Genomic DNA, 26,712 nt, shown 5'->3' with positions numbered 1-26,712 from the left:
CTGTCATCTATTAGGAGAACTTTTATGTCAGCCTCATCCCCCTTAACAGGTATTGAATTGATTGACTGTGCCAAGGCCAACGCCAAGAAAGGCGCTGAATTTGCAGCGCAACAATGTGGATATGGCAGTCAGACCGATAAATTTCTCAACGCTGTGCAAGCGGCTTGCCAAAGCATTGGGGTTGATGTCGAAGAATTGCAAGACTTAATTTCTGACCCCCATCGGCCTACAGTGCCCCGTGGCATTGAGATTGCCCCAGAAACGCCAACTAAGCTGTAGTCGCTTGTTTTACCCAGTTTTCGTTTCAGAAAGCCGTTTGATAACGGCATCGTGTTTTACATCCATTTTTCCAACCCATTTTTATGAATTTTATACAATCCTTACACCAGAAACGCTCAGCCATGTTACTCGCCTTAGGTTTGGGCCTTAGTCTGCAAGCTATGCCCGGTCTGGCTGTACAACCCAATCAAACAGGGCAAGAGGAGACCTATCTGTACGGACAATCCCGGAAGCCAAATCAGGTGCAACAGGGGTACGTGGTGTTCGAGCAGTTTGGGAGCACTGTTGTCGGAGCCTCCTACTATCCTCGTTCAGAATTTCGATGTTTTATCGGTAACCTCAATTCCCAATCAGAGAGGGTAACTGGGGTGATGTTGGCTTCAATGCGGATGGAACAGGCTCCTATCAACATTGACTTATCTCCCTTATATCCCCTTGAGCAGCTTAGTCAAAATGATCAGCGCATGCTGACGGCCTGCAAGCAAACCGCGATCAAGCGGCAAGAGCAACTCCCTGATCAATGGCAGCCGATTCCTGCGGCATGGTTGCAGTAAGGCTATCGCAATCCCCTGACGGCCAAGTAGCCGGATAGGGCGGAGGTCATGCCAGAGGTTAGGGTAATGGCAAACAGCCACCAAGCTGCGATCGCAGCAGACTGACGAACTTTATCGGCCTGACGTTGGGTGTCTTGTTTCAGTTCTTGGGCCTGCTGTTGCAGCTCGGTTTGTAGTTGATCGACTTGGTCTAAGAGTTGCTGCTGGAGCGCTTCAGCCTGTTGAGACAGCTGGTGTTTGACGGTATCTTCTAGGTCATCGCGGGTGTGGATTAGCTGTTGGTAGGTGGATTGGGTCAGTACGGAGATGCGATCGCGAATCTGTTGCCAAGAGGATTCCTTCAGTAGCTCAGTCGGTGCTTTTTGAGCCAAGGACTGCAGAATCTGTGCTAACTCGACATCGGGTAGAGCGTCACTTAGGGTTTCTTGGAGTTCAGCAGGATCAGGGGCAGAGTTGGAAAGTGAGTTCAATACTTCTCGAACCTTTGACGCTAATTTGTCTAGAGAAGATTGAGTTCGCCCCGGCAACGCCTGAGTTTCATCGACTAGCTTGTCCCATGTGGCAACCAGTTGCGACGATACCTGTTCGATTTCATGGGCCGCTAAATCCTTCCGTTCCTGGAGTAAGGCTATGATCTCGGGCTGTTTTGGCAGGTTGAGAGACCCAGACTGTTTATGTTCTCCCTGAGGAATAGGAAGTCCATCTCTAGCCTCAGCTAGGAGATGGCGCAAGTCTTTTTCCAAGGACTTAATGCCGATTAAAGCTGATCGGTCTTGATATTTGAGGTAGCGTTGCAGTTGATGTTGCCAATCTTGGGCAGTTCGTCGAGTTCGGCGAGCCCAACGACGAGGAACTTTGGCAACTTGCTGCCACTCTTCACGCAGCTTAGTCAAGACTGATTCCAGATGCTGGGGATTGAGATCAGGCTCCCCCTGCAACTCTTGGGCCAGCGACAGCCAGTCCAGTTGTCCAAAATATTGATTCAGGACGGTTAAACCCGATGCAGGTTGTTCAATCAGTTGAATTAGATGAGGTTTAAGGTCTTCTAAGGTGACCAAGTCACCGTCCTTCCCCCGCACTTGTTCGGCAAGGATAGCCTTAAGCCGTTTCTGAATAGCAGGCGCTGCGGGCAGCAGCTGTATTGGTTTGGGCAAGCGGCCTTGCCAGGATTCAGTAACTGCGGTTAAGAGGGCTTTTTGCTGCTTGGGTTTTAAACCTTTGCGCCGTTTCAAAATTTCTTGCAAAGGTTTAAGGTCCAAGTCTAGGCTCTGCTCACCCTCTGAAAATGGGATCTGGGTCTCCTCAAGTAGGGTTTGCAATTTCTGCTCAATCCCCTCTGGACTCAGCCGACTCAGGGTTGTATAGCGACAGTAGGACTCCAGTTTTTGCTGGAGCTGATTGAGTTGCTCCTGTTGGGTGCCATCCAGTGCGGAAGTTGGCTGTACTTGCTCCAAGACATTCAGGCGCACCCGATCGAGGGCATCCGCAATGTCGGCCTGGTGGTCCAAAGACATATCTCCTCGTTCCTGGAGGAGGGTCCGCATTTGTTCAGGCGTCAGGAGCGTTAGTTGCTGGTGAACAAGGGCGGGGTCGGCTTCAGGGTCATAAATAATTTCTTTAAAATCAACGTCAATCATTTCTGACTTCAGATCCCATGCTGGCGTATTTAATAGATAATCCTCAACGTCTAATCGGATGACATTGACGGGCTGTTCTGGCTGCGAAGACCCCGACAGTTTCTTTTGGGTGGATTGCAGCAGTTGCCAGATGCGTTGAACATCCCAGTCCGACAAATCGACTCGCCGAAGAGCCGTGCGGAGTAGCCCCTTAAAGTCTAGATTTTCGACGATAGGCCAGGTCTGGGAAGACTGTGAGGTTTCGAATGGGGCAAGTTTGGCCGATAAGGATTCGGGCTGTAAATCAGCGGGATCAGCCGTTTTCAGGAAGTTTTTCAGGTCTGAGGTTTGGTCCGATTGTAAGGTTTGAGGTTCTGCAACTGACTTTAGGCTATCACTCCCCTCCGGTTCAAACGCTTGAATCTGCTGCTGAATCTGCTCCAGTAGGGGTTGAGGGAGCTGAAGTTGGTCTTGTAACTCATCGATCACTTGACCTAAATCCAATTCACTCTGTTTAGCATTGGCAATCACCTGCTCTGCAATTTGTGAGAAATCGCTTTGGCCACTCGGTTTAGGTTTCAACCTAGCTTGGGCGTGCTCAAGCACAGGGGTAAAATCTATTTCCTCCACCATTTGCAGTAACTGCTGCTTTGTTATTTCGGTTGAGCGAGAATCTTCCTCAATGGGGTTCGCTTCCGAGGAATCGGAACTAAATAATTGTCCTACAGCCCCAAATAGCTGACGCAATCCGGTCCGAGTAAACCCCAAAACCGTATCGGCGACCGTGCCCACCGCCGATGTACTGAGCCAAGTCAGCAAAATTAGATAAACAGCCCAAATTAAGCCGCCTAAAATTGCCCCAAGCCCCGGGCCGTTGACCTGACTGAGCTTGACGGCTAAGAAGCAAGCCACAAACAAAACCCCATCAATGGAGACCATAATTGCCAAGCCCGCCGCAACGCCGATTAAAGCGATAGGGTCAAAGCCAGGGTCTCCGTTTTCGGACTGCTCATCCGAATTTTGGGGGTTGGGTTTTAGGTTAAATACCGATAGCCCAATGGCAATACCAAAATTAGCCAGCAATAGCTGGAAGGCGAGTCCGAATAAAAGCCCCGCTAAAACGACAACGATAATTTGTCCTCCGGAAAGGGAAGTGGCCGTTTCTAGAGGAGGGGTAGATGGAACGATATTGCCTTTGAACATCAAAACCTGTCCCAATCTTGGTTGTGCTTTTCTGGATCAATCCAAACGGTTGGCGAGATCTTTAGCTTAGCCTCTCGAACCATTCCGAAATGATGACGGTCGCTAAAAACGCAATAGCGCTGGCATATCTCGGAAGAGCCGTATACAGCCGATAAAGATAGTGAAAAATTCTAACCGTCCTAGAAACATCCCCGCTGTTTGGGTCCACAGTAAGCCTGTAGGAGCATCGGCAGCGGTGACGCCCACGGATAGGCCGACGGTGCTGAGGGTACTGGCAAACTCAAATAAACTATCGGGCAACGGATAGCCGTAGGCAACGGTCACGCAACTGCCTACCCCAAATATCAGCAAATAGAAAAATACCAGGACGCTAACTTGGCGGATTAAGGCATCACTGAGAAAGTGTTGGTTTTCGCCCTGCCAAGCTCGGGGTTCGGTGACTGCCCGTTGGGGAAGCATCATCCGTTTAACCTCCCACAGCAGCGCGCGATAGAGGATATAGATGCGATATTGCTTAATTCCCCCTGCCGTGGACCCTGCCCCACCCCCAATGAGCATTAAAGCGATCATCAACAGCCAGCCTAGGCTGCTCCAATCGGCATACCCTACCGTAGAAAATCCTGTGGTGGATAAGGCCGATACCATCTCAAATAGGGCCACCCGAAACGCTTTGCTTGCAGCAGGATACAAGGGAGTCGTGACGCCGAAAAAGAGCAGGGCCGTTGAAGCCGGAATCAGGAGGGCCTGTAATCGAATTTCACCGTTCTTGCGGACGGCCTGGAACCGCCCTGTCAATAGGAGGTAACTGGTGACGAAATTCAAGGTGCCCCCTAGCATCAGCACAATGGTTACCGCTTCAATAGCAGGGCTATTCCAATAGCCAATTGAATCCGCCCGAGTCGAAAAGCCCCCAGTAGATAAGGCGGCAAAAGAATGATTCACTGCATCAAACCAGCCCATCCCCGCTAGACGTAGAGCTACAACGCCAACCGCGACATAGCCGGAGTAAATCGTTAATACCAATTTGGCAGAGCGACGCACATTGGGGGCCAGTTGCTCGGTCCGACCTTCGGCAGCGGGGAGGCTGGCACCTACGGGTCCGGCAAGGGCACTGAGGGTGACAATGGCTAGGCCCGCTCCTCCCACTAGTTCAATCACACTGCGAAACAGCAAGGTGAGGTGGGTAGCTTGTTCCACATCCACCACGGATAAGCCCGTGGTCGTCCATCCACTAGTAGCCTCAAACACCGCTTGGGTAAAGGTCAGTCCTGCCGTGGCCATCAGAGGAAAAGTACTGGTGAGGATGGAAATCACCCAAGCTAAAACCACAATCACCGCACCTTCTGGCAGGGTTAAACTGAAGGCAGATTTTGGTGCTAAGCTCCTCCACCCCAAAGCCCCCACGAGGGTTAAAGTTAGGCCAGGTAATAGATAGCCCCAGGCAAAGAGCATCTCTTCAGGGTATACGGGCAGGACCAATAGGGGGGCCAAAATCGTCAGACCGGAGATCAAACAAATCAGCCCGGTATAGCCGAGAATAGCTCGATAACGCTGAACAAGGTATTTTTGCATTTTGGATTAGGCTTCTTTACCCGTTAACACTCTCAGAAACTGCCCAGCATATTCGGGGCGACTCACCACAATCAGGTGATCCGCGGTTTGTAATCGCGTCCATCGCTTGGGCATAGTGATGTATTGGTTACGGACAATACAGGTAATCTGGGCTTGGCTGGAAACTTCCAGCTCTTGCAGAGTTTTGCCCACCGCAGGGCTATCGTTCGTAAGGGTCACTTCCATAACGTTGATGTCTCCTGCCGCGACAGGCGTAATATTTTTAATATTTTCAAATTCCAAATGCTGTTCTAGCAGATGGGCAATGATCTCGGTGGCGGAGAAGGCAATGGTGACCCCTAGCTTTTCAAAGATATCCAGGTTGTCTGGATCGTTGACAATGGCTAGCGTTTCGGTGATGCCGAATTGCTGTTGGGCGATTTGGCAAGCCACCAAATTATCCTGGTCTTGAGAGGTCAAAGCCAGCAAAATATCAGCCCTGTAAGCTTCTGCATCCTGGAGAACGGCTGGATCGCTTCCATCTCCGAGAATGACGGTGGCTTTAAACTGGCGGGAAAGGTTGAGGGCATCCTCTCTATCCGAGCAAATTAAAGTAAGTTCGTAGCCTTTACTGGCAAATTGTCGGGTTAAAAAGTAGGCGAGTTTGCCGCTACCGATTAGGATTAGCTTCATACCTGCACCCCTTGCTTGAGGTTGTCCAAAAATGCCTGGGCGGATAGTTGGGTAGGGCTAATCGTTGTGATGCCCAGGTCCCGGTAACTTTGCTCCCGAGCGGGGTCATACACCCGAGCCAGCACTGTCGGAACTTGAAAAATCTCTTTAGCGATTTGAGCCACCATTAAGTTGATATTATCTTGGTCGGTGACGGCAAAAAAACAGTCGGCTTGGTCGGTTTTGGCGCGCTTTAGGATCGCTGACTCCACCGCATCACCGACCACCCGAAAGCCACTAAAAGCCGTGGATAGTTTGGAAAAATGCTGTTCGTCTTGGTCGATCACTACGATGCTATTTCCGTCACTACTTAAGCGATTGGCAAGGATAGAGCCAAGACGGCCACAGCCAACGATGACAATGTATTGAGAATTTGTCATGGGGAGATTGAATCAACAGAAATGAAAGATCTAGGGTTTAACTGAGGGAAGGTCTGAAGGTGGATGTGGTAGCCCGATCCAGATTTTTTTGCGCGTCCTGGTGGGTGGGATCGAGGTCCAAGGCAACTCGGTAGTTTTTGATGCCTTCTAAGCGATCGCCGAGGGATTCCTGGAGTTGTCCGAGTAAGACAAAGGCGGAGGGCTGAGATGGGTCAACCCCGATGGCTTCTTTTACGGTTGCGATCGCATCCTCTAATTGGCGTTGACTGGCTTGGTATTTAGCAGACTCCATCAGGCTGTCGAAGCTAGAAGCATCTTCCGCTCTGGTTTTACGGTCTAGCACCTGCTTTACGAGTTCGCGAATTTCATTAGGGGTGAAGGGTTTTTGAATAAAGTCAACTGCACCGAGCTTCATCACCTCTACAGCATTGTCCACCGTGCCATGGGCGGAGATGACGATAATTTGCAGGTCGGCCTGGAGCTGGATAGCCTCTTCGATTAACGTTGTGCCCTCCATTCCTGGCATCTTTAAATCCGTGAGGAGCAAATCAAAGGTCTCTTTTTGCAGTTGATCTAGGGCATCATGGCCATTGACTGCTGTGTCAACGCTATATCCTTGGGGTTCTAGGGACTGAGCAATGGTTAGCCGGATACTCTTCTCGTCATCCACCACCAATATTTTGGGTTTAGACATCCAGTTACACTCCTATTGAAGATGAAGAACGATGGGCGATGGGTAAGGTAAAGGTGAATGTGCTGCCTTGTCCTGGCGTTGACTCCACCCAAATCGATCCGTCATTGGCTTTAACGATCTCTTTGCAAATGGCAAGTCCCAAGCCGCTGCCTCCTATATCTTTTTCGGTTTCTACTTGGACAAATTTGTCGAAAATTTTGGCTTGATACCCTAAGGGGATGCCAGCTCCATCATCTCGAACAGAGAGATGGAGGACATCTATCCGAGGAGAGACTATGACCTCAATCTTTCCCCCTCTTTCGGTATAGCGGAGAGCATTGGCAATCAGATTGGTAAGCACCCAAGTGATTTTATTGGCATCAGCTCTAACGAGGGGAAGGCCATCAGGCAGGATAGGCATCAGCTCCACCCCTTGCTTTTGGGCTTGGATTTTGAAGGCTGAGAGGGCTTTCTCAATCAATAGAGATACTTCGACTGGTGCAATGTCTAACCTGATTTTGCCAGACTCAATTTTCGATAAATCCAAGAGGTCATTGACTAGGGCTCGGAGTCGCTGAACATCACTTTCAGCGGTCTGCAGCAGTTCTAGTTCTGACTCAGATAGTTTCTCTTGAGCGGTTTCCAACAATAACCCCATACTCATACTCATGCCTGTCAGGGGTGTTCGTAATTCGTGGGAGGCGGTCGCCACAAACTCGCTTTTCAGGCGATCCACTTCTTTCAGTCGAGTAATATCCTGTAGCAGTAAAATGACCCCCAACTTTTCGTTACCCTCTGTGGTGACCGGGGTAATCGCAAATTGATAATACTGGTCTTGTTGATTTTGATGGCGCTCCAAAATCGCTTGAGATGGATCTAATTCGGGCGGATGACCGGTCGATAATGTCGTCTGCATGTATTCGCATAGGTCCTCATTTTGGACAAGGGCGCGGAAAGAGCTTCCCCGCGCTTGTTCTGGCACAACGTTCAGGATACGAGCCGCGATGGGATTAATCGCAATCACCTGAAATGCGTCGTCTATAACCACTAGTCCATCGGCAATACTGTGAATAATGGCGTCATTGCGTCGCCGTTCAGCAATCACCTTGCCAACGTTCAGTCGGTGAAAGGCTTTGAGCTTGCGACCCATAACTGTGATTTCTTGAGCCAGTTGGCCCACTTCATCTCGGGTTTGAACCGGAATGGTAATGTCATAGTCTCCCTCTGCAATCTGGTGGGTGGCTCCTATCATCAGTCGCAAGGGATGGGTAATGCGATCGGAGAGAATAAGACTGAAGCCTAGTCCTAAAGCAGCCGCGATAGTTCCCACAAGGATCATCGACCCAGTGGCTTGGGTGGCAATGGATTGCGCTTGCTGAGACGCTGCCACCATGGTGTTTTGGTTTAAACTTTTGAGGTCATTACTCTTGGTATAGACTCTACGAAACTGGGGGAGTAACGTCTGGTAATAGTAGCGGGTGTTGTCTGCGGGAGAGGGTTCAGAGGCGTCTGGCAGGTTGGCAAAAGCCACTAAATAGTTTTGATATTCCGTTTCAATGGCCGTCAGAAGTTGCTGTTCACTAGAAATCGTAATGTTATCTTTGGCCCGCCCCAGCCACTGTAAAAATTGGATTTCATATTGACGAAATTGCTGCTGTCCTGCCTTTTCATTGCGGAGGATGACTAATAGGCTGGCGCTGTCTTGTCGTTCTAATGCAGCGATCATCTCCCCCGCTGCTACAATGCTGCGGTAGTTTTCTTGCAAGATCGCATCACTGGCTAGACCCAAACGACGGAGGTTAATGATGCCCCAGGTGCCGACAAATATCACTAAGGTGAGCACCGCACCATATCCCAACAAGATCTTGGTCTTAAGTTTCATTCATTCAGTGCGTAAGAAGCCTACATCCCAACAACCAAACCTCCGGTTGTTAGAGAGATTCAGATGGGCTTCTAGCATCTTCGGCAAGGAGGCAATGGCTTGTCATCTGTCCTTGGGCAGAAAGAGTGTTTCTTGATAGGGATATCTGGATTCAGAGATCGTCTACTTGGCGCCCAATTGAGGCTGTTTGAGGAGAGTCATACCAAATCCGACTCATTAACCCCCGAAATATCTTATCTGTCAAGCTGGCCACCAATGGTAGTGAGTGAGAGCTTGAATGTCTGATTGCATTGTCATTAAAGTTCGACAGCGCTGCTCGAGCACATCTTCCAACTCATCCAGGGTCTCAAAGCATCGATTGGCCAGTGGTTCATCCGCTAGCCGCCACAACCGTTCAGCGGGCTGTAGCTCTGGAGAATAGGGGGGTAAAACCTTCAGATGAATGCCTTTAGGTACCACCAGATTTTTACAGGTATGCCATCCGGCTCCATCGAGAACGAGAAGAATCTGTTTGTGCTTTCCCGCTCCAACTTGCTGAGCAAAGCTTTGTAGGGCTTGATTAAACCATTCTCCATTGACCCGAGGCAGAATGAACCATTCGGTATTGCCAGTTGCGGGATGAACGAATCCATACAGATAGGTCCATTCATAGCGATGGTCCACCTCAGCAATTGGACGCTGACCCACAGGCGCCCAAATCTTTCGAATAATGGGTTTAAGGCCTAAACGATGTTCATCCAAGGACCAAACTTCGACCTGAGCATTAGGGTAGCGTCGCTCCAATTCTGCTTTGTACTTAGGCAGTTTTTTAAAAGCGGCTTGGGCCTCTGGTTCACCTTTACGGTGGTGAGGACGTGGGCATTGCAGGGACTGCTCCAATCGCTTGAGATAGTCCCAACCGCGTTGGGGCCAAACCTTATCGACTCCTGTCATCTGAGCGATGACCTGGGCTACTTTGGGGCCGTTCCATAGACCACCGTCGGCGGGTGGGGTTTGTAGACGAGTCAACAATTGTGCACATTGGTCTTGAGTCAGAAGACTGCGAGATTGATGAGGTCGCTTATCTTTGCGTCGGTTGCGTAACCCATGGGCGCCATTGTGGTTATACTCCCTGACGATTTCTCGAGCGTAATCGTAGTTGAGACCGACCACTTGGGCTGCTTGAGTTAGCGTTGTTTGCTCACTGACGAGCCACAGCAGATGCCAGCGGCGCGATTCTACTGGGTCTTGGCTGGCTCGATAATGAGACTTCAGCTCGTCAGGCGAAAAATGGGGTTCGAGATATAGTTTTCTTGGCATTCTCTAATTATGCATTATATCGGAGTTATATAAATCGGATTTGGTATCAATCCTTCTTCGGATAGATGTCTGGCCGACTGGCCCATAGTAGGTTGGTCGAGGCAACTGCAGAACTAGGTGCAGACGGGTGATCACAGATAAAGGATTGAGATTGATGCAAAGTACTCGAAAATACCAGGCCGACCGGGCAACAACGGACTTGGTTCGTAACTATCTTCATGAAATCGGTCGAATTCCGCTGCTCACCCATGAGCAAGAGGTGCTGTATGGTAAGCAGGTGCAGCAGATGAAGATGCTGTTGGCTCGTAAAGTTGAGCTGGAAGAAATTAACCCAACGTCCATCTCTCAAGCAGATTGGGCGCAGGCCGTTGAGCTAACCGAATCTGAATTGGAGCAGGCTTTGGTCCAAGGTCAACGCGCTAAGAACAAGATGATTCAGGCAAATTTACGGCTGGTTGTTTCCGTTGCTAAACAATACCTGCGACGCAATATGGAACTGCTCGATTTAATTCAAGAGGGCAGCTTGGGATTAGAACGCGGCGTGGATAAGTTTGACCCGTCTAAAGGCTATCGATTTTCTACCTATGCGTATTGGTGGATCCGTCAAGCCATGACTCGTGCGATCGCACAGCAGTCTCGTACCATTCGTCTTCCTGTTCATATTGTTGAACAGCTCAACAAGATCAAAAAACATCAACGGATTCTTGCCCAACAGTTGGGACGGCAAGCCACTCCCCATGAACTTGCGGTTCAGTTAAAGATGGAAACTGAGAAAGTCAAAAGATATCTCAAGCTTTCTCGCCGAACCCTGTCTTTGGACATACGGATGGGTGATCAGCAGGACACAGCGCTTATGGATCTGCTGGAGGATGAAACATCGATTTCACCTGATGATTACGTCACTCAGAATGCTTTAATTCAGGATATTCAAGCTGTCTTTGCAGAGTTGTCTCCGTTGCAGCAGGATGTGCTAACGTTGCGCTTTGGTCTAGGGGATGGGGAGCCATTATCTTTTGCAAAAATTGGCGATCGACTCAATTTAAGTCGTGAGCGGATTAGACGGCTCATCAATCAAGCCTTAGATCATATTCGTCAACATCACAGCGAAGATTTTCAGGAATACTTAGCTAGCTAGACTGATGACTTAAGCCTCCTTCGCGGCTGCTTCTCAGCATATAGATTCAGTGTAGAGATAATTCTTCAAAAATTTCGGTAGGAACGACCCGTACTTTTAATTGAATGGGCTGTCCTAACTGTTCTGTCAAAAATTGTCTCACCAGTCGGACTTGGTATTGGGAAATGGAGTCTGCCTTAGCTGCTACTTCTAATTCCACCCGCAAACCATTTAGCTGAGGCTGCACATCAATATTTTTGATTTCCGTATCGGCAAAGGTCAGGGTCTGTCGACGCAGAAGGGCAGCTACCTGTCGGTGTACATGCTCTTCCACCAGGATATTGCGGAGCGACAAACCCAACGGTATGCCGAGTAGAAACAGGGCTAGAAACCCGGCAAATAAGCCCTTCTTTGCTCGTTCAAGGGAACCGTACTGCTGCCAGAGAAAGACCAGTGCCCCACTGAAGATAATGCCCGTTAAGTTGGTAGCAAACAGAATACTGGCCCCTAATGCTACGCGAACATTCCACCAAGCAATGCCAATCCCAATCACGCTTAAGGGGGGAACCAGAGCCACAGAAATAGCCACGCCTGATAAGGCATTTTCGACTTGACGGCGAGAAATCGCGAAAGCGCCTGCCGCTCCAGCCGCTAGGGCGACGCCTAAATCAATCAGGGTGGGCCGCACCCGAGCCAAAATTTCCATATTGGTCTGGGTCAAGCCAAATAGTAGCGTAATCAGCGTTGCCGCTAGGATGGCAAGGATAATCCCTTTAAAGGTTGTTAGGGCAGACCGCTTGAGGAGACGACGGTTGCCCACCACAATGGCATAGGCCATACCAATAATGGAGCCCATCAAAGGGGCAATAATCATGGCCCCAATAATGACGGCGGTGCTACCTGCAAGGAGTCCTAGGGTGGCAATGACGCTGGACAAACCCAACATGGCATAGAAGCTAAGGGAAGGGACGGAGCTTTTCCATAAACTTCGATTTACCGCTGCAATGGGTCTAGGTTTCTCAGCAGCCCAACTCCAATCGCCACTATTTTGATTCCAAAACTCAGAGACTTCTTTTTGCGCTGAGTGCAAGCTTCGGCGGCTTTTACTGAGATAACTTTGCAGCTTAGACATGAATTTGATCATGGATCGAGGAGCCATTAGAGGCTTAATGTTGAGCATGACTCTACCCGCTTGCAAGCATCATGAACGGGGGGCATTACGGCGAAATACTTTGCTCAACCAATGCTTCCCCACTTTAGACCACCGATGGTTTGAAGTGGGGGAAGAGAAGGGGGGGGCGGCTAAGTTACTCGGGGCTGGCTGTTCGAGTTCCATCGGATCTTGGAGAGCGGTGGCATAACGGGCAGGACGAATCTGGGAACCAAAGCGGTTGGTATACACTTTGGTCAACTCTGCACCGAAAAAGAAAATTTGAGCGGTGTAATTAACCCACAACAGGATAACCGCTAAGGAGCCTGCCGCTCCGTAGGTAGAGCTAAGGCTATTTTTACTCAGATACAGGCTGATGAAGAATTTGCCTAAGGCAAATAACAAAGAGGTCAGGAACGCACCAATCCAGACATCGCTCCATTGGATATTGACATCAGGCAAGATCTTGTAGATTAAGGCCACGATTAAGGTGATGACGCTCAAGGAAAATACAGCATCTAGGATGCGTCCCACGTAGATCCAATGGCTAATATAAGTGCTGGCGCTATTGCCAACTGCCGTCAACCCCGTGCTAATCCCCAAGGTCAGGATCAAGACCAAGCCGACCCCCAATACCATTACAAATGCCAAGATGCGATCGCGCACAAATCCCTGCCATCCCCGATCTGGTTTAGGCTGAATTTTCCAGATTGTATTGAGTGCGTCTTTGAGGTTGGTAAACAATCCTGTTGCCCCGACAAACAGCAATACTAGGCTAGTCAAGGTTGCGCGTATCCCCGAGCCTGATAACTGAGTGCCGCGAACCATCACTCGAATAATGGCAGCCCCATCTGCCCCCAGCCAGTCCTGGAACTGTTCCATGACTTCTCCTTGGACAGTCCGTTGGCCGAAGGCTAAACTTGCGATCGCAATCACAATTACTAAAACAGGGGCGAGGGAAAAAGCCGTATAGTAGGCCAACGCCGCTGCTAACCGGGATGCTTTATCTCGTTGCCACTCTAGCCCGGTCACCTTGAGCAACCAAAATACGCTATCAATGGACATGATTAATTTCCTACGATTCAAATTTCCAGCCGGATGGATGGGTGGGGGCAATATTTAGGAGCAATGGCGCTAGTGAACCTTACGCAATACCTGATCTAGATAGCCTGGGCAAAAGTACGCCAGAGATCAGAATGCCGCCAAGTGACCACACCCATAATGCCCAAAACCAAGATTACTCCAATACCCATAACCCACTGGGTATAATGCTGAGCCTGCCATTGCTGCCCCTGTAGTGGCGGTTCAAGATTTTGAACCAGAAGGGTGGCCGTCGCTGCCAGGTTTAGACCGATGATATTGGTCACCACTAACAGCAATGCCCCCTGGGCGAAGGCCCATTCACCAGCCCCTAACAACAACCCCAGAACCACCAGCGGTGGTAGTAAGGCAACCGCAACCATCACACCGACAATCGCATTTTGATTATCGCTCGTGAGTGACAGGGCACTGGCAATACCGGCTGCGATCGCTAGCCCGATATCCATCGGCTCAACGTCCACCCTCGCCATCAGTGCGGGCAAGTCTGTAGAAATCGGCAACCCTATCCCCAGCAAAATCGAGAGCCCTAGTGCCAGCCCCATATTGATGGTCCCCATTTTGACAGACCGTTGGGCCAAAGCAGTATCCCCTAAGACTGCCGCCACTGCTAATCCTAGGATGGGTTGGAGTAACGGCGCTAAAACCATCGCTCCAATCAAAATGGCTTCACTCCCTTTGAGCAAGCCAATGGCCACAATCAGTGTAGACAACACCACCATGCTGATCTGGGTCCAAGTCCATTGAACCTGTTGGGCCACTTTGGTATAGATTTCCTCTCGACTGAGTCGGGCAGAAGCTGGGTTGTAGGAAGAATCTAGATCAGGCACGGGCCAAATGGCTTCCATAGGCAGAATAAGGACTTTGGGATGGTCTACCATGGCTAGGTCCGTTTGTAATCGAGACAAAACCTGTTCGACTTGGGAGAGGGGCACGGTCACTCGAAGGCAGGCTGGTCCTTCTCCCGACTGTTGCCAAACATCTACACCAGGAATTGCTTTGAGCAAGGTTAAAACAGCATCCTCCTGCGTAGACGAGGTATCAATTTCCAGCAAGCGAAAGTTCATGTCCAAAAAACTGAGATAAACAGGGGAGATCTGTAACTCGATCATCTAATCCAATCAGCACTTTGTTCATTAAAATGCTGATATAAAAAAACTAGGTAACACCAGGCTACCTAGGATACAGAGACACAGACGTGAAAACTGTTGTATAAAACCAGTCAATGGGACTAGTCAATGGCTTGTTTAATATCATCCTTGATATTTTCAACGGCATGCTGGGTCTCGGCTTCAGCCTGCTTGGCTCGACCTTCTTCGCGATCTTGAGGGTTGCCCGTGAGTTCTCCCATCATTTCCTGACCTTTGCCCTCAAGGTTTTTGACCGTGGCGTCAATTCTATCTTCAATACTCATGGCTAAACTCCTTTATTGTCAGTGGTTTTGGAGACATCTATAATCTATCAATCGGTCCACTGGTCCAGGCTCTACCGCAAGATAGTTTGATGGGTCTATCAAAAGATAGAGATCCATCACGTATGGCTTAAAGCTCCTGTTTGATCGCTAGGCGATGGGGGTTCGGATTAACGCTTGATGTAGTGACATTGGTTCCCCTTGTTGCCCAAAAGCTCTGGTTGGTTTCAGGCCATTGAGAAAATTTTGTAGTTGGAGTGAGTAGCCCATTTTCAAAGGGTTTGAGGCTTGATACCACTGTGATCAAAGCCATTAAGAAATGGTTGAGCTAAAGAAAAGTGCGAGAAGGGTTGACAAAACTTTACATTATGTTACATTAATTTATACAAGCATTTTTTACGGAGTCAAACACATGAGTACTAAGAATCCAGTTTGGGGTTTTACCAGCTACGCAGAGACTTTCAGCGGTCGCCTAGCAATGTATGGATTTTTCATTGCCTTAGTCACTGAAGTTTTAACCGGAAAAGGAATCCTAGGCCAGCTTTCTGCTTGGTTCTTCGTTAATTAATTTTATTGGCGGCAAACGGTCGTTAATAGTCCTTAATTTCTTCTTCCTTGTTATAGGACCCCGGTTTTGAGCTGGGGTCTTTTTTTTGTAACTGTGCTTGTATTGTGGGTGCGATCGCATCATCCACACCCTAAATCATATGGGAGCACCAATAATGTCCTCACAACAACGTTGCCGTAAACCTGTTGGATCCGTCGCTGCTGACTGCCCCGCCTGACTAGGACACTCATAACCTATGACCCAACTGAATTTGGCCACCTGGGATAGCCTGCTGCAGAAGTATGTCAATGACCAAGGCCAGGTCGCCTATGGCTCCTGGCAAAGGGACTCCCTCGCAGAACTCGAACAGTGGCTAACGAATGTGAGTGACGTAGATCTGCAGAGGTTAGATAGACAACAGGCCATCGCCTTTCTCCTAAATTTATACAACGCCCTAACCATCCGGCAGGTGCTCCACCAGTACCCTATCGACTCCATTCGGCCTCAGGTTTTAGGGATTCCCAACTGGCTTACCTTTCTGCGATTCTTCACCCGAACAATCTATACCCTAAACGGTCAGTCCCTGAGCCTCAATACCATTGAGCACAAGATTCTCCGCCAGCAATATCCCGAGCCACGCATACACTTTGCCTTAGTTTGTGCCTCGGTTGGCTGTCCGTTGTTACGAGCAGAAGCCTATATTCCAGACAGACTGACCGCTCAACTGGAAGACGACTGTGAACGGTTTATCAACAACCCAGACAAAGTTCGCTACGATGCCGCCAGTCAAACCCTTCACTGTAGCAAGATTTTCAAATGGTACAAAACGGATTTCCTTACCGTGGCGGACTCTATTCCAACTTATGTTGGCCGCTATTTCAAAGACCCGCTTCCCCCTGATGTGACCATAGTTTATTTACCCTATAGTTGGGATCTCAATCAATGCCTGTCTTCGTAACGGTATCCGGCTGGGTTCAAGATCGAATACGATGAAGGACCTGAGCGACAGAGAGTATGGAGCGCAACAACCTCGCCTTTTACGACCAACAGGCTGACGAGTGGTGGAACGAGACCGCAACCATCTTCCCCCTGAGTAAGCTGAATCCCTTGCGGTTTCAGTATTTCGATCGCTTTATCCCCCATTGGCCGGGACTTAAAGTCTTAGATGTGGGCTGCGGAGGTGGATATACCTGTGAATTTTTGGCTCAGCGAGAAGCAACGGTAACCGGAATAGATCCGTCTGCCGCCTGTATTGAAGCGGCGAAAAGCCATGCAGAGGAGATGGGGCTGACCATTGACTACCACGTTGGCATGGGAGAAAACCTGCCATTCGGAAATGATTGCTTTGACGTTGTCGTTTGTGTGGATGTGTTGGAACATGTCCAGAGTGTTGCCGATACCGTGGCGGAGATTAGCCGATTAATCGGTCCAGGCGGGCTATTCTGCTTTGATACCATCAACCGTACTTGGCAATCTCGCTGGCTGATGATTTGGCTGCTGGAAGATGTGCTGCGACAAATTCCTCGGGGGATTCATGATTGGCATCAGTTTGTCCCCCCAGAAGAACTACAGCAACAATTGGAGCAGGTTGGATTTTCGCAAGTCACCCTCCAGGGATTTGATCTATTTGGCCGAACGCCTCTAGCCCAGATATCCAACTTGATTCACTTTCTAAAGACGGGGGAGTTTCGGGTTCAATTTGATAACAACACTGGAGTCATGTACATCGGTACGGCTCAGATGAGTTAGAGGTGATATGTTCATTGGGCGATGCTGGCTGGAATGTTCAAGAGAAGTTGAAGGCTGGGGTAGGGTCGTTAGTTATTCCCCACTTTATTCACAGTTCTGGGCAGCTAAAATCGCGACTCTAATCGCACTCTCAATTGCTAAGTCCTTAAGGTGGAGATCTATCTGTTCATGCCGTGTTCTCTGAGCTAAGACACCGCAGATACAAGCCGCCGCGAATTGATAGACCCCTGCCATTTTGAATAAGGTACCTGCTTCCATTTCGTAGTTGAGAATGTTTAATGCTCGGTATTCCTCGGTGATGTTTTTCAGGGAGCGCAGCAAGGTTGGATTGGCAGAATCGGTTCGTTCTTGGCCTTCATAAAACGTATCCACTGATGCCGTAATCCCCAGATGATGGGTGAGTCCTAGTTCTTTGGCAGCTTGAACTAAGGCAACAGTCAGAAATGGATCAGCGGATGCTGGATATTCGATGGGTGCAATATCGTTGGCAGCTCCTTGGCGACAGAGTGCGGCCTGAGAAATAACGATACTGCCTATTTTGACATGGTCTTGGATGGAACCACAGGTGCCGATGCGAATAATTTTCTTGATGCCAATTTGGACTAATTCATTAACGACAATACTCAAGGAAGGGGCACCCATTCCGCTCGTTGCAGATAATATGGGACATCCGTTGGGTAAGACTCCCCAATAGCTATGCAGACCACGATTTTCTGATAGTCGCTGCACATTTTCTAAATATTGGTTGGCAATCTGATAGGCGCGTTCAGGATCGCCCGATAATAAAGCCAATGTTGGGGGATTGCTACCAAGGTCATCCCGGCTAAAACCAATATGGTAAAGTGTTGAGCCCATTTCGTATGATGAGTTGGGGGAATAAATCCAAAGGACCTGGGGGTATTCAATTCATACCTAATGGACTTTAGCAGAGATAACGAATTTTGGAGATAGTTCTGGAGTGATGCACCTCTCTGGAAGTAACGTCTTATTCGAGGTGGTATCACTAGAGATGCGGGGGGCTAGCTCAAGATCCAATCTCAGGTATTCACAACCTACTCCCTAGCAATTAAGAAGACATCCATGTTGAGTATCGGCATCAAAGTTCTTCCGCTAACGTCGGCTACATTGATTTTGCTGTCTCAATACACCCCTGCGATCGCAACGTCGACCTGGATGCCGGAATTTGATCCGGGCAAATCAGTCTATGTCGATCCAGCATTGTCGGATCATCCTATTGCCCCCTTCCAGTTCTCTCCCAAATTGGAGACTCAGCTTGCCCAGGAATCCAAAGAAGGTCTGCGCTATTTTGTGGTGGCAGCCCAACAAGGTAATGAGCTTATCCCTTCAGGTAAGCCTTTGGGAGTGGCAAAAGTCGATGAGCTGTTGTCAATCTGGACCAATCGCCCAGGCTTTCCTCGAGAGAACTATGTTGTCATCTTCTGGGTACGTAAGCGTGTGAGTGTCTATAAAGGCTCAGTAGGAGTCAACGCAGGTAAAGTGGGCCGAGAAGCAGGTGTGCTACCAGCATTGCTCTCCAGTCCCACTGGACTGGTCATTCCGGCCTTAAAAGCCAATATGCCTGCCGATCCTGAAGGGGCAATGATAGATATCGTCACCAATATTGAAAATCAAGTTACGTCCTACCGAGAAACACAGGTCCGGCGACAAAAAGCTGCTAAAGCCCGGCAAGAGCAGGAGCGAGTTGCTGCCCAAGAACGGGAGCAGTATAACCAAAATCTTCAGTCCTGGTGGCAAGCATTCGTCAATGCGCTTCCATTTGTGGGAGGTATGGGTGGAATTGGCTTCATCCTGATGACTGGACGGCGGCGGAAAGCCAAGGCTCAAAAGCTAATTAATGAATGGTCAACCCTCTGCCAAAATACCTCAAATCTTTACTTGGAGGTAGAAAATAATGAGCTACCAAAACTCCAGGCACTCCCCTTAGACATTGATGAGAAGCTCAAGATCAAGTTTGACCTAATCGTGAATCGCTTGGCAGAATTTATGGCCTGGTCATCTGTTGCCAGCGAATTAGTCACCCAAGCTCAAGCCTTGTTAAACAAAGGGAAGTCTCGTCAAGCGATCTACACTCTAACGAAAGACAGTGTGATCGTTGAAAACAACAAAGTCCCAGTGGTTCTCGCCAGTTTGCGTGAAGGGATCGATGTCTCCCAAACGTTGATGGCTGATGAGCTTAAAAGTGGCCTAAACGATCAATGGCAATCCATACAATCGGCTTTGAGCGAACTGCTCTCTATTCAACAAAGCTACTTAGAACTATCCCAGAAAGATATATTCACAGCCTTACTGAAGTGTCCGGGGAAAATTTTAAACGAGCATATTCCAGAATTTAATCGTTATGGACTCCATCAAGGGGCCTTTGTAAATTCATCTCATGGGTTTGAGAACTGGGTAAGCGAATATGAACAACTGATTCAACAGACTGAACTAGAATTCACATCCTCGCAAATCGTGAATTCAGTAGAGACCCAAAAAAAAGCAACTGAAATGCTAGACCGGCTGGCATCACGGATTCAACAAGCCGTCATGGATAAGAGAAAATGCGAGAAGGTGACCCCCCAGCGTTTTTCCGGCAAGAAACTGGCAGACAAAATTGCACAAGCTTCGACAGCCCTTGAGCAAGTAAAGACCCACTTCCCCCACGAGCCATACCTGCGATATGAAACAAATGTGGAAAAAGCCTTAGCCGTGAAGAACGAGCAGTTTCCCCACAACCACGCTCAATTTATTCAGGCTTATCAACAGAAGCATTTTGGTGATGCCCTCAAGCGACTAGAGCAGACACGAACTCTAGAAAAAGATTGGATGATGACCCTTACCCGAATTGTTGACTATCCGGTGAGGCTTCAGGAAAAGAAACGAATGCTGGAGAGACAGCTAGAAAGCATTCAGCGTCGGAACCAAGTATTGCAAAGTCGGCATCAGGTAGAGCTTGGCTCCCTAGCTTGGAATTCATCATCTCTGGACAGTCTGGAGAGCAGAATCGACGCACTTGAATATTCTGTCTCACGAGCAGAGGACGAACAACAGCGTGAATCATCTTCAAGCAGCTCTCTCTGGTCTGACGATAGCTCTTGGAACTCAAGTAGTGGATCGGATTTTAGTAGCTTTAGTGGTAGTGACTACGGTAGTAGCGGTAGCGATTATGGTAGTGGCAGTGGGGGTGGAGATTATTAACCGGGGATTGCTAGAGGCATTCAATGTCCCACCTCAATCTTTTGTTCTAAAGCTGAAAAATAGTTTTGATCAACAGCAATGTCAAGAACGCGCATCCGAGAACGATAAGCACAGTCAGCAGGGTAATTCCAACGACAAAGAGAGGATTACCTTTCTTAGGAGTGGATGATACCGTTAGGTGATGATCCACTAAAGCCATATTTCGGGTATTGGCTTTCCAGGTAAAGTCAAGGAAGTCACCTATCCCCGGCACAATCCCCACCAAAGAGTCGAGCAGAATATTCACCACCATTTGCCAAACTACATCCTTGGGGAGTCCCATCTGAGCGGCTTGGTAGACAATATAGGCTCCAACCGCACCGCCAACGACATCACCACTCCCCCCTGCAATTCCTAGGAGGCCCAAGATCGGGTCTAGTCCAAAACGGAGTTTGGTACCCGGAATAGAGATGGAGTTGTCTAGCAAAAAGGCTAGACGATGAAGCCGCTGGATCTTATCTGCCATTGGCTGTGATGTGGAATTTAGGGATTTAGATTCGGACATGCTGCTCGCTTGCTATGCTGCTTTATCACTGAATTGGCTGCATTGCCATATTCCTGCTTGGAGACCGTATTTCTTTCCCCAATTTATACTTTTTCTAGTAAAATAGTACATATATACCATTAAAGGAGTTGAATCGGCATGGTCCAATACACCCTGAAAGAAGACCCAGAAGCAGTGATCAAGATTCCAGGCAAAGATTCCAAAAAGGCTCGTGAAAAAGCCATGAATCAACTGATGGATTTGATGGATAGTGGAAAACTTAAAACCTCCCTCAATCAAGGCTTTAGCCCCAATGATTTTATCGAAGTGCAAGCGACGATTCCGACTCAGCCCTCTCCCCAAGAAGATGAAGTTGCCCAAGCGGTGCAAATCTTAAATCTCCTTGCCACTCTCAAGTTGAAGATGCAGGAGTTGCAACAACAGGCATTGAAAACTCGGGCAATTGTCGATTTACTGTTCTCCGATGAACCCATCTCCGAAGAAGACGTATTGCAGCTAAAAGAAGGGTTTAAGGTGCTGAAAAAATTTGCTCAAGCCAATATTCAATATCGCGAAACCCGGATGCAAGCTGAATCGGCAAGAGCGATTTTAGATCGGGCATTGCAAGCGAAGTAACGGCAAGATAAGCAGATGGACAAAATTAATTACATAGAATTTCCAGGTTGTAAACTACCTGAGTCCTCTTTTTTACATCCATTGATTTGATGTCATTAGTCCGTCCTATCTCCACCGAAAGCTTACGCTTATTGCATCGGATTTATCACTGTAGTCGCCATCATCAGGTCAGACAACGCGCCCATTGCCTCATTTTGTCTGCCCAGGGTTGGAGTCCCTACACCTTAGCCTCCCTTTTTAGTGTGAGTCCTAAAACCGTGTACAACTGGCTTAAGGCTTGGAATAACCGTGGTTTTGCAGGACTCTATAATCGCCCAGGCCGAGGTCGAAAACCGATGTTTAATCCCGACCAACAACAGCAGATTTATGAGTGGACTCAGGCATCTCCCATCCAACTCAATCGGGTGCTAGCTCAGATTGAACAGCAGTGGTCAGTACGCGTGTCAAAGGCCACCGTTAAACGCGTCTTGAAGCAGATGGACATGAGCTGGCATCGCTTTCGCCAAGGGACATCAGGCCAGCCTTTATATGCCGACTACCTCGAAAAAAACAGCAGTTAGAACATCTCAAGAAACAAGAAGAGAAGGGAGACATCCACCTATTCTTTATGGATGAGAGTGGTTTTCGTTAGTCCCCTGTATTCCCTATGGATGGCAACCCATAGGGACTTATCTGGAAATCCCGACTCGTTCAAGTAAACGCTTGAATGTTCTGGGGTTTTGAGTCGACGACAAGGGCTATATGCTTATACATCAGAACAGACCATCACCAGTGAGGTTGTCAGTCATTGCATTGATACCTTCTTTGCTGACGTGGAGTTGCCCACCGTCATTGTGATGGATCAAGCCCCTATCCATACGAGCCAAGCAATCTATGAGATGAAGGCAGAGTGGGCCGAACGGGGAATTACCTTGTTTGAGTTGCCAAGCTATTCTCCCCATCTAAATTTGATTGAGCGTCTGTGGCAATTCATGAAATATCAGTGGATTGAAATGAGTGCCTACTGGGGGTGGTCATCTTTGGTCGAATATGTGGAAAGAGTTTTGAAAACCTACAGCGATGATTATGTAATTAATTTTAGCTAAGTGCTTATCTATCTTTGGATGAAAAAATCTAAAAACGTCATGTGAATCTTGTAATTTTCCACTAACTCTATTTCCCTTGTCGAGATTACAAGAACGACAGGCTAAGGCCAAATTTTCAAGGTCATTTGTTCCATTGCGAGACAAAGGAACGATGTGCTCAACCTCAAACGGAAAATTAAAAACTAGCTCTGGTGCTTGACAGTATTCACAGCGATGATGCGCACGTTCGGCAACAGTCGAATAAAACGGATGCATGCAATTTAAGGCTGCACTATTGCCCGTGTACGAGCCGTTGCTGCCAATAATTCTGCTTCAACTAAGCTGTCTAGCTCAAGCTGTAGTTCTTGCGACAACGGTTGTCCTTGGTCTCTTGCCGTTCGCCACATTTCCATCAGTTCAGATAATCGTGCCTGTTGATCGGCATTAAATAAAGCATCAGGCTCAAATTTTTGAACGACCAGCAAGGCGCTAAAGTGCTGTTCGCCAAGTCTTTCTGTCAATGCGTCTAAAGCCTGACCTGCGGTTTTTCCTTCAGAAAGTTTATCCCCTGCGATCGCACGATAGGATTACCCCCCAGCGTCATTGGCAATAGGCAAAATCGCAACCGTTTTCATATCAGTGAGGGCGTATTGACTAGGACTATTATAGCCTTGTGAAAAGGTTGAATTATCGCTATTTTTTACGTGTTTGTATCGCCCAGAAGCACCGAATTCAGATCCATATCAAACGTTTGAGTAACAGACATGCGATCGCAGCTTGTCGTAAGAGAACGACTGAAATGGCCGCTAAAATAGCAATAGTCAAGGCCATAACTGAGAATACCCATGGTTCTTCAATACGACCCCAGACAATGCCTCCCCTCCTCAGCTGAGTTACCGGACTCAGACGATACGCCCGTGGATAATGAACTGCAAAATCTCATCCCCAATTTGCTCGACAGCATTTTGGCAATGGCATGGCCCCAACGAGTCGATTGGTTCTTTGGCGTCGATATGGGCATCTACTACGACCCCGACCAGCCAGCCATCGTGCCAGATGGCTTTCTTAGCCTTGGGGTTGAACGGTTTATTGGTGAAGATGGCCGTTTAAGCTATGTGTTTTGGGAGGAGGATAATATTCCTCCGGTTTTAGCCCTAGAGGTTGTATCCAAGACCTATGGCGGCGAATACGAACGGAAAAAGACAATCTACGCAAATTTAGGGATTCGCTATTACGCTGTTTACCTTCCGAATCAACGGTCTCGTCGGAAGCGACAGCCCCTGGAAGTGTATGCCTTGGAGAATGGCACTTACCAACAATTAGATGGAAATCCAGTTTGGCTACCTGAAATTGGCTTAGGGCTTGGGCGAGAGCGCGGAACCTATCTGGGGCGGGAACGAGAATGGCTTTACTGGTTTAATCAGGATGGCGATCGTTTACTCATACCAGAAGAGAGAGTGGAGCAAGAGAAAGATCGCGCTGAGCAGGAAAAGGCTCGGGCTGAGCGATTAGCTGAAAAGTTAAAGGCACTTGGTGTGGACCCTAATTCTATTTAAGACAACAGTCAACATACGGATTTGATTATTTTTATCGTGGGGTGATTAACCAGATTGACGGTGTTTTCGGCTTCAATTAACTCACTTTTGATATGCAAATAGAGGGATAGACGAGGTGAGCCCCCTATTTATCCCTATCGATATCGAATCAGTGATATAGATCTTTAGACAAAGCTAAACTGATCGCCATTGAGATTGAGACCGACGATATTTTCGATAACTGCGATCGCATCATCTGGCCCCGCTTCACGCCTAAAGATAATTGAGTTGCCACCCCTGGTTGCGATTCGATAGTCACCGCTAGAGCCGCTGAGAACAATGGTGTCTAAGCTCTCAAAATCACGGATTTGGGCAAGACTGTTGGCCCCATTAATAAATCTTCGATCTAGATAATAGGCTCCGGAACGGTCGCCCAACACAAACTGATCCGCTCTGCCTCGAGCCCCCACTAAGATATCCTGCTCATTCACGCCTCTGTGAGTGGCATCGGTTCCATTCAACACATTTGAACCTGTGCTGCCAACGAGGAGGTCGTTTCCACCCCCACCATTGAGAACATCATCTCCACCATTACCAATTAAGTGGTCATTCCCACTGGAACCAAAGAGGGTATCACTGCCAATGCCACCATTGAGGGTGTCATGTCCACTACTACCGACTAAGCGGTCATTCCCATTCCCACCCAGGAGAAGGTCATCTCCACTTCCACCCAGGAGGGTGTCATTTCCACCATTGCCGACTAGGCGGTCATTCCCATTCCTACCCAGGAGGAGGTCATCTCCACCGCCTCCGTTAATAGAGTCATCACCCCTACCGCCGCGGACTGTATCCTCACCGTTTCCAGCATTCACAGATATGGCTAGAGTTATATCAGCAATAATCGAGTCATCCCCGGCTAAGGTATTAATCTCAATCGGTTCTTGAATGGGAGCCAGAGGGATTTCGGCGCTATTGAAGCTATTGAGAGCGACACCATCGCTCACTTGAAAGGCTTGATTCGGATCTTCGATTTGGAGTGTGCTTTCTGTTTCAGTCAGGGTGAGCGTATCGGCAGAGTTGCCGCCATTGACGTCGGTGATGGTTAAGCTCGAATCCACGAAATTGATTTCTGTTTCACTCGGACCAGTATTTTCAAAGAAGTTTGGGTTGCCGTTGTCCGCGCCGACCAGGAAATCAAGGTCGCCATCACCATCAATATCTGCGAGGGTTGGTTGAGAGCCTGTCCCTACATCAATGCCATTAAAGGGATTATCAAGGCCGGTTTGTTCGACAAATACGGGATTATTGACATCACCTGTGTTCTCGAAGAAGTGGAGAGTCCCATCACTGCTTCCCACGATGGCATCAAGATCGCCATCACCATCAATATCGCTAAAGGCCGGATTGGCGTTATCTCTTACCTTTATGTTGCCGAAGGGGTTATCTGCTCCATTTTGCCGGGTAAAAACTGGGTTGCTTTCATCGCCTGCATTCTCAAAAAATATGAGCGTGCCATTCCCTGCTCCTAAAACCAGATCAAGATCCCGATCGCCATCAATATCGATCAAACTCGGAGCAGTTTGGCCCACTAAACCAACAGGAACAATACCATTGTCAATAGCCTCAAAAAAACTTACGCCATTAAAAGGATCATTTGCTCCAGTTTGCTGGGTAAAAACTGGATTGTTGACACTACCCGTATTCTCAAAAAATGTGAGGGTGCCAAAAACATTTCCTGCGATGGCATCGAGATCTCCGTCTCCATCAATATCGGCAAAGCTTAGATTATCGTTAACTCTAATATCTAAGCTATCAAAGGGATTATCGCTACCCACTTGCTCCATAAAACGAGGATTCTTGTCATCGCCTATGTTCTCAAAGAAATTGAGTGTGCCTACCAGATCAAGATCTCCATCTCCATCAATATCAACAAGAGTAAAATTAGAGCCGTCACTTACATCAATGTCATCAAAGGGATTGTTGTCATCGATTAACTGATTAGAAGTAGCCATGTTGGTCATTTCTTATGAAGGTTGCTGGGAAAATGTTCCTAGCGCATACAAGATTCAACTTAGAGGTAAAGCCAAAGTCAACTGGCATGAAAAAGCATGAAAAAGCATGGCACCTAAGTATGATATTGATCACACCTTGCTTGAACCCAGTCTCAATCGGTGTTTCAGCACATCTAAAGCAGTGTGGTGTGATAGACGTTAGCAAAGCTCCTCTGGAGGCAGGCCAGTCGGAGACCATCGCAAACGCACCGAATTCAGGCCCATATCAAACGGTTGATCAGCCCACAGGCGATCGCATGTCATAGGAGGGTGACTGAAGTGGTCGCTAAAATAGCAATGGTCAAAACGGAACCTAACTGAGGCGGGAACAGGAATGGTTTTACTGGTTTAATCAGGATGGCGATCGCTTACTCACACCAGAAGAGAGAGTGGAGCAAGCTGAGTCTCAGGTGGAGCAGGGAAAGGCTCGGGCTGAGCAGGGAAAGGCTCGGGCTGAGCAATTAGCC

At 48.4% G+C, this 26,712-nt stretch carries 25 protein-coding genes and 1 pseudogene; 10 read left to right on the top strand and 16 right to left on the bottom strand.

Features of this window, described 5'->3' with window-relative positions:
• Positions 1–24: 24 nt before the first annotated feature.
• Entirely contained in the window at positions 25–279 is a 255-nt protein-coding gene (locus tag ON05_RS05425; protein WP_010480793.1) for a hypothetical protein, read from the top strand.
• Between the two features lie 83 nt (positions 280–362).
• A complete protein-coding gene (locus ON05_RS05420) occupies positions 363–833 on the top strand; it encodes a hypothetical protein (RefSeq protein ID WP_039782020.1) in 471 nt (156 codons plus the stop codon).
• Positions 834–835: 2 nt separating this feature from the next.
• On the opposite strand, the gene ON05_RS05415 is transcribed toward ON05_RS05420, so the two are convergent.
• The 7 genes from ON05_RS05415 to ON05_RS05385 all read right to left on the bottom strand — a co-directional run bounded on the left by ON05_RS05415 (position 836) and on the right by ON05_RS05385 (position 10,169).
• Positions 836–3,652: an MFS transporter gene (locus tag ON05_RS05415; protein ID WP_139026183.1), complete on the bottom strand. Its 2,817-nt coding sequence runs from the start codon at positions 3,650–3,652 to the stop codon at positions 836–838.
• Positions 3,653–3,754: 102 nt separating this feature from the next.
• Entirely contained in the window at positions 3,755–5,224 is a 1,470-nt protein-coding gene (locus tag ON05_RS05410; RefSeq protein WP_010480786.1) for a TrkH family potassium uptake protein, read from the bottom strand.
• Positions 5,225–5,230: 6 nt separating this feature from the next.
• Positions 5,231–5,896 carry a TrkA family potassium uptake protein gene (locus ON05_RS05405; RefSeq protein WP_010480784.1) on the bottom strand — a complete coding sequence of 222 codons (666 nt, stop codon included), beginning with the start codon at positions 5,894–5,896 and terminating at the stop codon, positions 5,231–5,233.
• Positions 5,893–6,315 carry a TrkA family potassium uptake protein gene (locus tag ON05_RS05400; protein ID WP_010480782.1) on the bottom strand — a complete coding sequence of 141 codons (423 nt, stop codon included), beginning with the start codon at positions 6,313–6,315 and terminating at the stop codon, positions 5,893–5,895. Before ON05_RS05400 ends, ON05_RS05405 begins: the two co-directional genes overlap by 4 nt.
• Positions 6,316–6,352: 37 nt before the next feature.
• Positions 6,353–7,009 carry a sigma-54 dependent transcriptional regulator gene (locus tag ON05_RS05395; RefSeq protein WP_010480781.1) on the bottom strand — a complete coding sequence of 219 codons (657 nt, stop codon included), beginning with the start codon at positions 7,007–7,009 and terminating at the stop codon, positions 6,353–6,355.
• A gap of 4 nt (positions 7,010–7,013) precedes the next feature.
• Complete coding sequence (locus ON05_RS05390) at positions 7,014–8,870, bottom strand: ATP-binding protein (RefSeq protein ID WP_010480779.1); 1,857 nt, start codon at positions 8,868–8,870, stop codon at positions 7,014–7,016.
• Positions 8,871–9,110: 240 nt separating this feature from the next.
• Complete coding sequence (locus ON05_RS05385) at positions 9,111–10,169, bottom strand: IS630 family transposase (RefSeq protein ID WP_262561225.1); 1,059 nt, start codon at positions 10,167–10,169, stop codon at positions 9,111–9,113.
• Between the two features lie 154 nt (positions 10,170–10,323).
• Between ON05_RS05385 and ON05_RS05380 the strand changes: the two genes are divergently transcribed.
• Positions 10,324–11,304 (top strand): RNA polymerase sigma factor, RpoD/SigA family, encoded by a 981-nt coding sequence (locus ON05_RS05380; RefSeq protein WP_010481365.1) that lies wholly within the window; start codon positions 10,324–10,326, stop codon positions 11,302–11,304.
• 46 nt (positions 11,305–11,350) lie between these two features.
• Here the strand turns inward: ON05_RS05380 and ON05_RS05375 are convergent, their stop codons facing one another.
• The 4 genes from ON05_RS05375 to ON05_RS05360 all read right to left on the bottom strand — a co-directional run bounded on the left by ON05_RS05375 (position 11,351) and on the right by ON05_RS05360 (position 14,945).
• A complete protein-coding gene (locus ON05_RS05375; protein ID WP_029315807.1) occupies positions 11,351–12,415 on the bottom strand; it encodes a TIGR00341 family protein in 1,065 nt (354 codons plus the stop codon).
• A 69-nt stretch (positions 12,416–12,484) separates the two neighbouring features.
• Positions 12,485–13,498 carry a YihY/virulence factor BrkB family protein gene (locus tag ON05_RS05370; RefSeq protein ID WP_010481361.1) on the bottom strand — a complete coding sequence of 338 codons (1,014 nt, stop codon included), beginning with the start codon at positions 13,496–13,498 and terminating at the stop codon, positions 12,485–12,487.
• A gap of 95 nt (positions 13,499–13,593) precedes the next feature.
• Positions 13,594–14,643 (bottom strand): TIGR00341 family protein, encoded by a 1,050-nt coding sequence (locus ON05_RS05365; RefSeq protein WP_010481359.1) that lies wholly within the window; start codon positions 14,641–14,643, stop codon positions 13,594–13,596.
• Between the two features lie 119 nt (positions 14,644–14,762).
• Entirely contained in the window at positions 14,763–14,945 is a 183-nt protein-coding gene (locus ON05_RS05360) for a CsbD family protein (RefSeq protein WP_010481357.1), read from the bottom strand.
• 409 nt (positions 14,946–15,354) lie between these two features.
• Here ON05_RS05360 and ON05_RS05355 point away from each other — a divergent pair, with 409 nt between their 5' ends.
• From ON05_RS05355 to ubiG, 3 genes are all read left to right on the top strand, one after another.
• The gene (locus tag ON05_RS05355) at positions 15,355–15,510 is read left to right on the top strand and encodes a high light inducible protein (protein ID WP_012165247.1); all 156 of its coding nucleotides are present in this window, start codon (positions 15,355–15,357) and stop codon (positions 15,508–15,510) included.
• 235 nt (positions 15,511–15,745) lie between these two features.
• Entirely contained in the window at positions 15,746–16,447 is a 702-nt protein-coding gene (locus ON05_RS05350) for a DUF547 domain-containing protein (RefSeq protein WP_010481351.1), read from the top strand.
• Between the two features lie 56 nt (positions 16,448–16,503).
• On the top strand, positions 16,504–17,238 hold the full coding sequence (gene ubiG / locus ON05_RS05345; RefSeq protein ID WP_010481350.1) for a bifunctional 2-polyprenyl-6-hydroxyphenol methylase/3-demethylubiquinol 3-O-methyltransferase UbiG: 735 nt from the start codon (positions 16,504–16,506) through the stop codon (positions 17,236–17,238).
• Positions 17,239–17,322: 84 nt separating this feature from the next.
• On the opposite strand, the gene ON05_RS05340 is transcribed toward ubiG, so the two are convergent.
• Complete coding sequence (locus tag ON05_RS05340) at positions 17,323–18,093, bottom strand: nucleoside phosphorylase (protein WP_029315805.1); 771 nt, start codon at positions 18,091–18,093, stop codon at positions 17,323–17,325.
• 225 nt (positions 18,094–18,318) lie between these two features.
• Here ON05_RS05340 and ON05_RS05335 point away from each other — a divergent pair, with 225 nt between their 5' ends.
• The gene (locus tag ON05_RS05335; RefSeq protein WP_010481346.1) at positions 18,319–20,436 is read left to right on the top strand and encodes a hypothetical protein; all 2,118 of its coding nucleotides are present in this window, start codon (positions 18,319–18,321) and stop codon (positions 20,434–20,436) included.
• 46 nt (positions 20,437–20,482) lie between these two features.
• Here the strand turns inward: ON05_RS05335 and ON05_RS05330 are convergent, their stop codons facing one another.
• Positions 20,483–20,980 carry a DUF4112 domain-containing protein gene (locus ON05_RS05330; RefSeq protein ID WP_029315803.1) on the bottom strand — a complete coding sequence of 166 codons (498 nt, stop codon included), beginning with the start codon at positions 20,978–20,980 and terminating at the stop codon, positions 20,483–20,485.
• A gap of 138 nt (positions 20,981–21,118) precedes the next feature.
• On the opposite strand from ON05_RS05330, the gene ON05_RS05325 reads away from it, so the two are divergent.
• The gene (locus ON05_RS05325; RefSeq protein ID WP_010481340.1) at positions 21,119–21,595 is read left to right on the top strand and encodes a hypothetical protein; all 477 of its coding nucleotides are present in this window, start codon (positions 21,119–21,121) and stop codon (positions 21,593–21,595) included.
• An 89-nt stretch (positions 21,596–21,684) separates the two neighbouring features.
• Positions 21,685–22,680, top strand: a pseudogene (locus tag ON05_RS05320) (IS630 family transposase).
• Here the strand turns inward: ON05_RS05320 and ON05_RS38415 are convergent.
• Positions 22,609–22,935 (bottom strand): HNH endonuclease, encoded by a 327-nt coding sequence (locus tag ON05_RS38415; protein WP_071826334.1) that lies wholly within the window; start codon positions 22,933–22,935, stop codon positions 22,609–22,611. The pseudogene ON05_RS05320 and the gene ON05_RS38415 sit on opposite strands and share 72 nt — an antisense overlap.
• A 5-nt stretch (positions 22,936–22,940) precedes the next feature.
• Positions 22,941–23,180 carry a hypothetical protein gene (locus ON05_RS05310; RefSeq protein WP_010469633.1) on the bottom strand — a complete coding sequence of 80 codons (240 nt, stop codon included), beginning with the start codon at positions 23,178–23,180 and terminating at the stop codon, positions 22,941–22,943.
• A 324-nt stretch (positions 23,181–23,504) separates the two neighbouring features.
• Between ON05_RS05310 and ON05_RS05305 the strand changes: the two genes are divergently transcribed.
• On the top strand, positions 23,505–24,215 hold the full coding sequence (locus ON05_RS05305) for a Uma2 family endonuclease (RefSeq protein ID WP_010469632.1): 711 nt from the start codon (positions 23,505–23,507) through the stop codon (positions 24,213–24,215).
• A 164-nt stretch (positions 24,216–24,379) separates the two neighbouring features.
• Here ON05_RS05305 and ON05_RS05300 read toward each other — a convergent pair whose 3' ends face one another.
• On the bottom strand, positions 24,380–26,206 hold the full coding sequence (locus ON05_RS05300) for an FG-GAP-like repeat-containing protein (RefSeq protein WP_010469631.1): 1,827 nt from the start codon (positions 26,204–26,206) through the stop codon (positions 24,380–24,382).
• Between the last annotated feature and the right edge of the window lie 506 nt (positions 26,207–26,712).

Origin of the sequence: Acaryochloris sp. CCMEE 5410 (assembly GCF_000238775.2) — a bacterium.
Taxonomy (GTDB): Bacteria; Cyanobacteriota; Cyanobacteriia; order Thermosynechococcales; family Thermosynechococcaceae; genus Acaryochloris.
The sequence above is the reverse complement of the archived record's forward strand: the minus strand, read 5'-3'. Positions and strand labels throughout refer to the sequence as shown.

Excerpts from the sequence above, each read along its gene's own strand:
- ON05_RS05425 (WP_010480793.1), top strand. The coding sequence starts at position 25 with ATGTCAGCCTCATCCCCCTTAACAGGTATTGAATTGATTGACTGTGCC.
- ON05_RS05420 (WP_039782020.1), top strand. The coding sequence starts at position 363 with ATGAATTTTATACAATCCTTACACCAGAAACGCTCAGCCATGTTACTC.
- ON05_RS05415 (WP_139026183.1), bottom strand. The coding sequence starts at position 3,652 with ATGTTCAAAGGCAATATCGTTCCATCTACCCCTCCTCTAGAAACGGCC.
- ON05_RS05410 (WP_010480786.1), bottom strand. The coding sequence starts at position 5,224 with ATGCAAAAATACCTTGTTCAGCGTTATCGAGCTATTCTCGGCTATACC.
- ON05_RS05405 (WP_010480784.1), bottom strand. The coding sequence starts at position 5,896 with ATGAAGCTAATCCTAATCGGTAGCGGCAAACTCGCCTACTTTTTAACC.
- ON05_RS05400 (WP_010480782.1), bottom strand. The coding sequence starts at position 6,315 with ATGACAAATTCTCAATACATTGTCATCGTTGGCTGTGGCCGTCTTGGC.
- ON05_RS05395 (WP_010480781.1), bottom strand. The coding sequence starts at position 7,009 with ATGTCTAAACCCAAAATATTGGTGGTGGATGACGAGAAGAGTATCCGG.
- ON05_RS05390 (WP_010480779.1), bottom strand. The coding sequence starts at position 8,870 with ATGAAACTTAAGACCAAGATCTTGTTGGGATATGGTGCGGTGCTCACC.
- ON05_RS05385 (WP_262561225.1), bottom strand. The coding sequence starts at position 10,169 with ATGCCAAGAAAACTATATCTCGAACCCCATTTTTCGCCTGACGAGCTG.
- ON05_RS05380 (WP_010481365.1), top strand. The coding sequence starts at position 10,324 with ATGCAAAGTACTCGAAAATACCAGGCCGACCGGGCAACAACGGACTTG.
- ON05_RS05375 (WP_029315807.1), bottom strand. The coding sequence starts at position 12,415 with ATGTCTAAGCTGCAAAGTTATCTCAGTAAAAGCCGCCGAAGCTTGCAC.
- ON05_RS05370 (WP_010481361.1), bottom strand. The coding sequence starts at position 13,498 with ATGTCCATTGATAGCGTATTTTGGTTGCTCAAGGTGACCGGGCTAGAG.
- ON05_RS05365 (WP_010481359.1), bottom strand. The coding sequence starts at position 14,643 with ATGATCGAGTTACAGATCTCCCCTGTTTATCTCAGTTTTTTGGACATG.
- ON05_RS05360 (WP_010481357.1), bottom strand. The coding sequence starts at position 14,945 with ATGAGTATTGAAGATAGAATTGACGCCACGGTCAAAAACCTTGAGGGC.
- ON05_RS05355 (WP_012165247.1), top strand. The coding sequence starts at position 15,355 with ATGAGTACTAAGAATCCAGTTTGGGGTTTTACCAGCTACGCAGAGACT.
- ON05_RS05350 (WP_010481351.1), top strand. The coding sequence starts at position 15,746 with ATGACCCAACTGAATTTGGCCACCTGGGATAGCCTGCTGCAGAAGTAT.
- ubiG (WP_010481350.1), top strand. The coding sequence starts at position 16,504 with ATGGAGCGCAACAACCTCGCCTTTTACGACCAACAGGCTGACGAGTGG.
- ON05_RS05340 (WP_029315805.1), bottom strand. The coding sequence starts at position 18,093 with ATGGGCTCAACACTTTACCATATTGGTTTTAGCCGGGATGACCTTGGT.
- ON05_RS05335 (WP_010481346.1), top strand. The coding sequence starts at position 18,319 with ATGTTGAGTATCGGCATCAAAGTTCTTCCGCTAACGTCGGCTACATTG.
- ON05_RS05330 (WP_029315803.1), bottom strand. The coding sequence starts at position 20,980 with ATGTCCGAATCTAAATCCCTAAATTCCACATCACAGCCAATGGCAGAT.
- ON05_RS05325 (WP_010481340.1), top strand. The coding sequence starts at position 21,119 with ATGGTCCAATACACCCTGAAAGAAGACCCAGAAGCAGTGATCAAGATT.
- ON05_RS38415 (WP_071826334.1), bottom strand. The coding sequence starts at position 22,935 with ATGCATCCGTTTTATTCGACTGTTGCCGAACGTGCGCATCATCGCTGT.
- ON05_RS05305 (WP_010469632.1), top strand. The coding sequence starts at position 23,505 with ATGGTTCTTCAATACGACCCCAGACAATGCCTCCCCTCCTCAGCTGAG.
- ON05_RS05300 (WP_010469631.1), bottom strand. The coding sequence starts at position 26,206 with ATGGCTACTTCTAATCAGTTAATCGATGACAACAATCCCTTTGATGAC.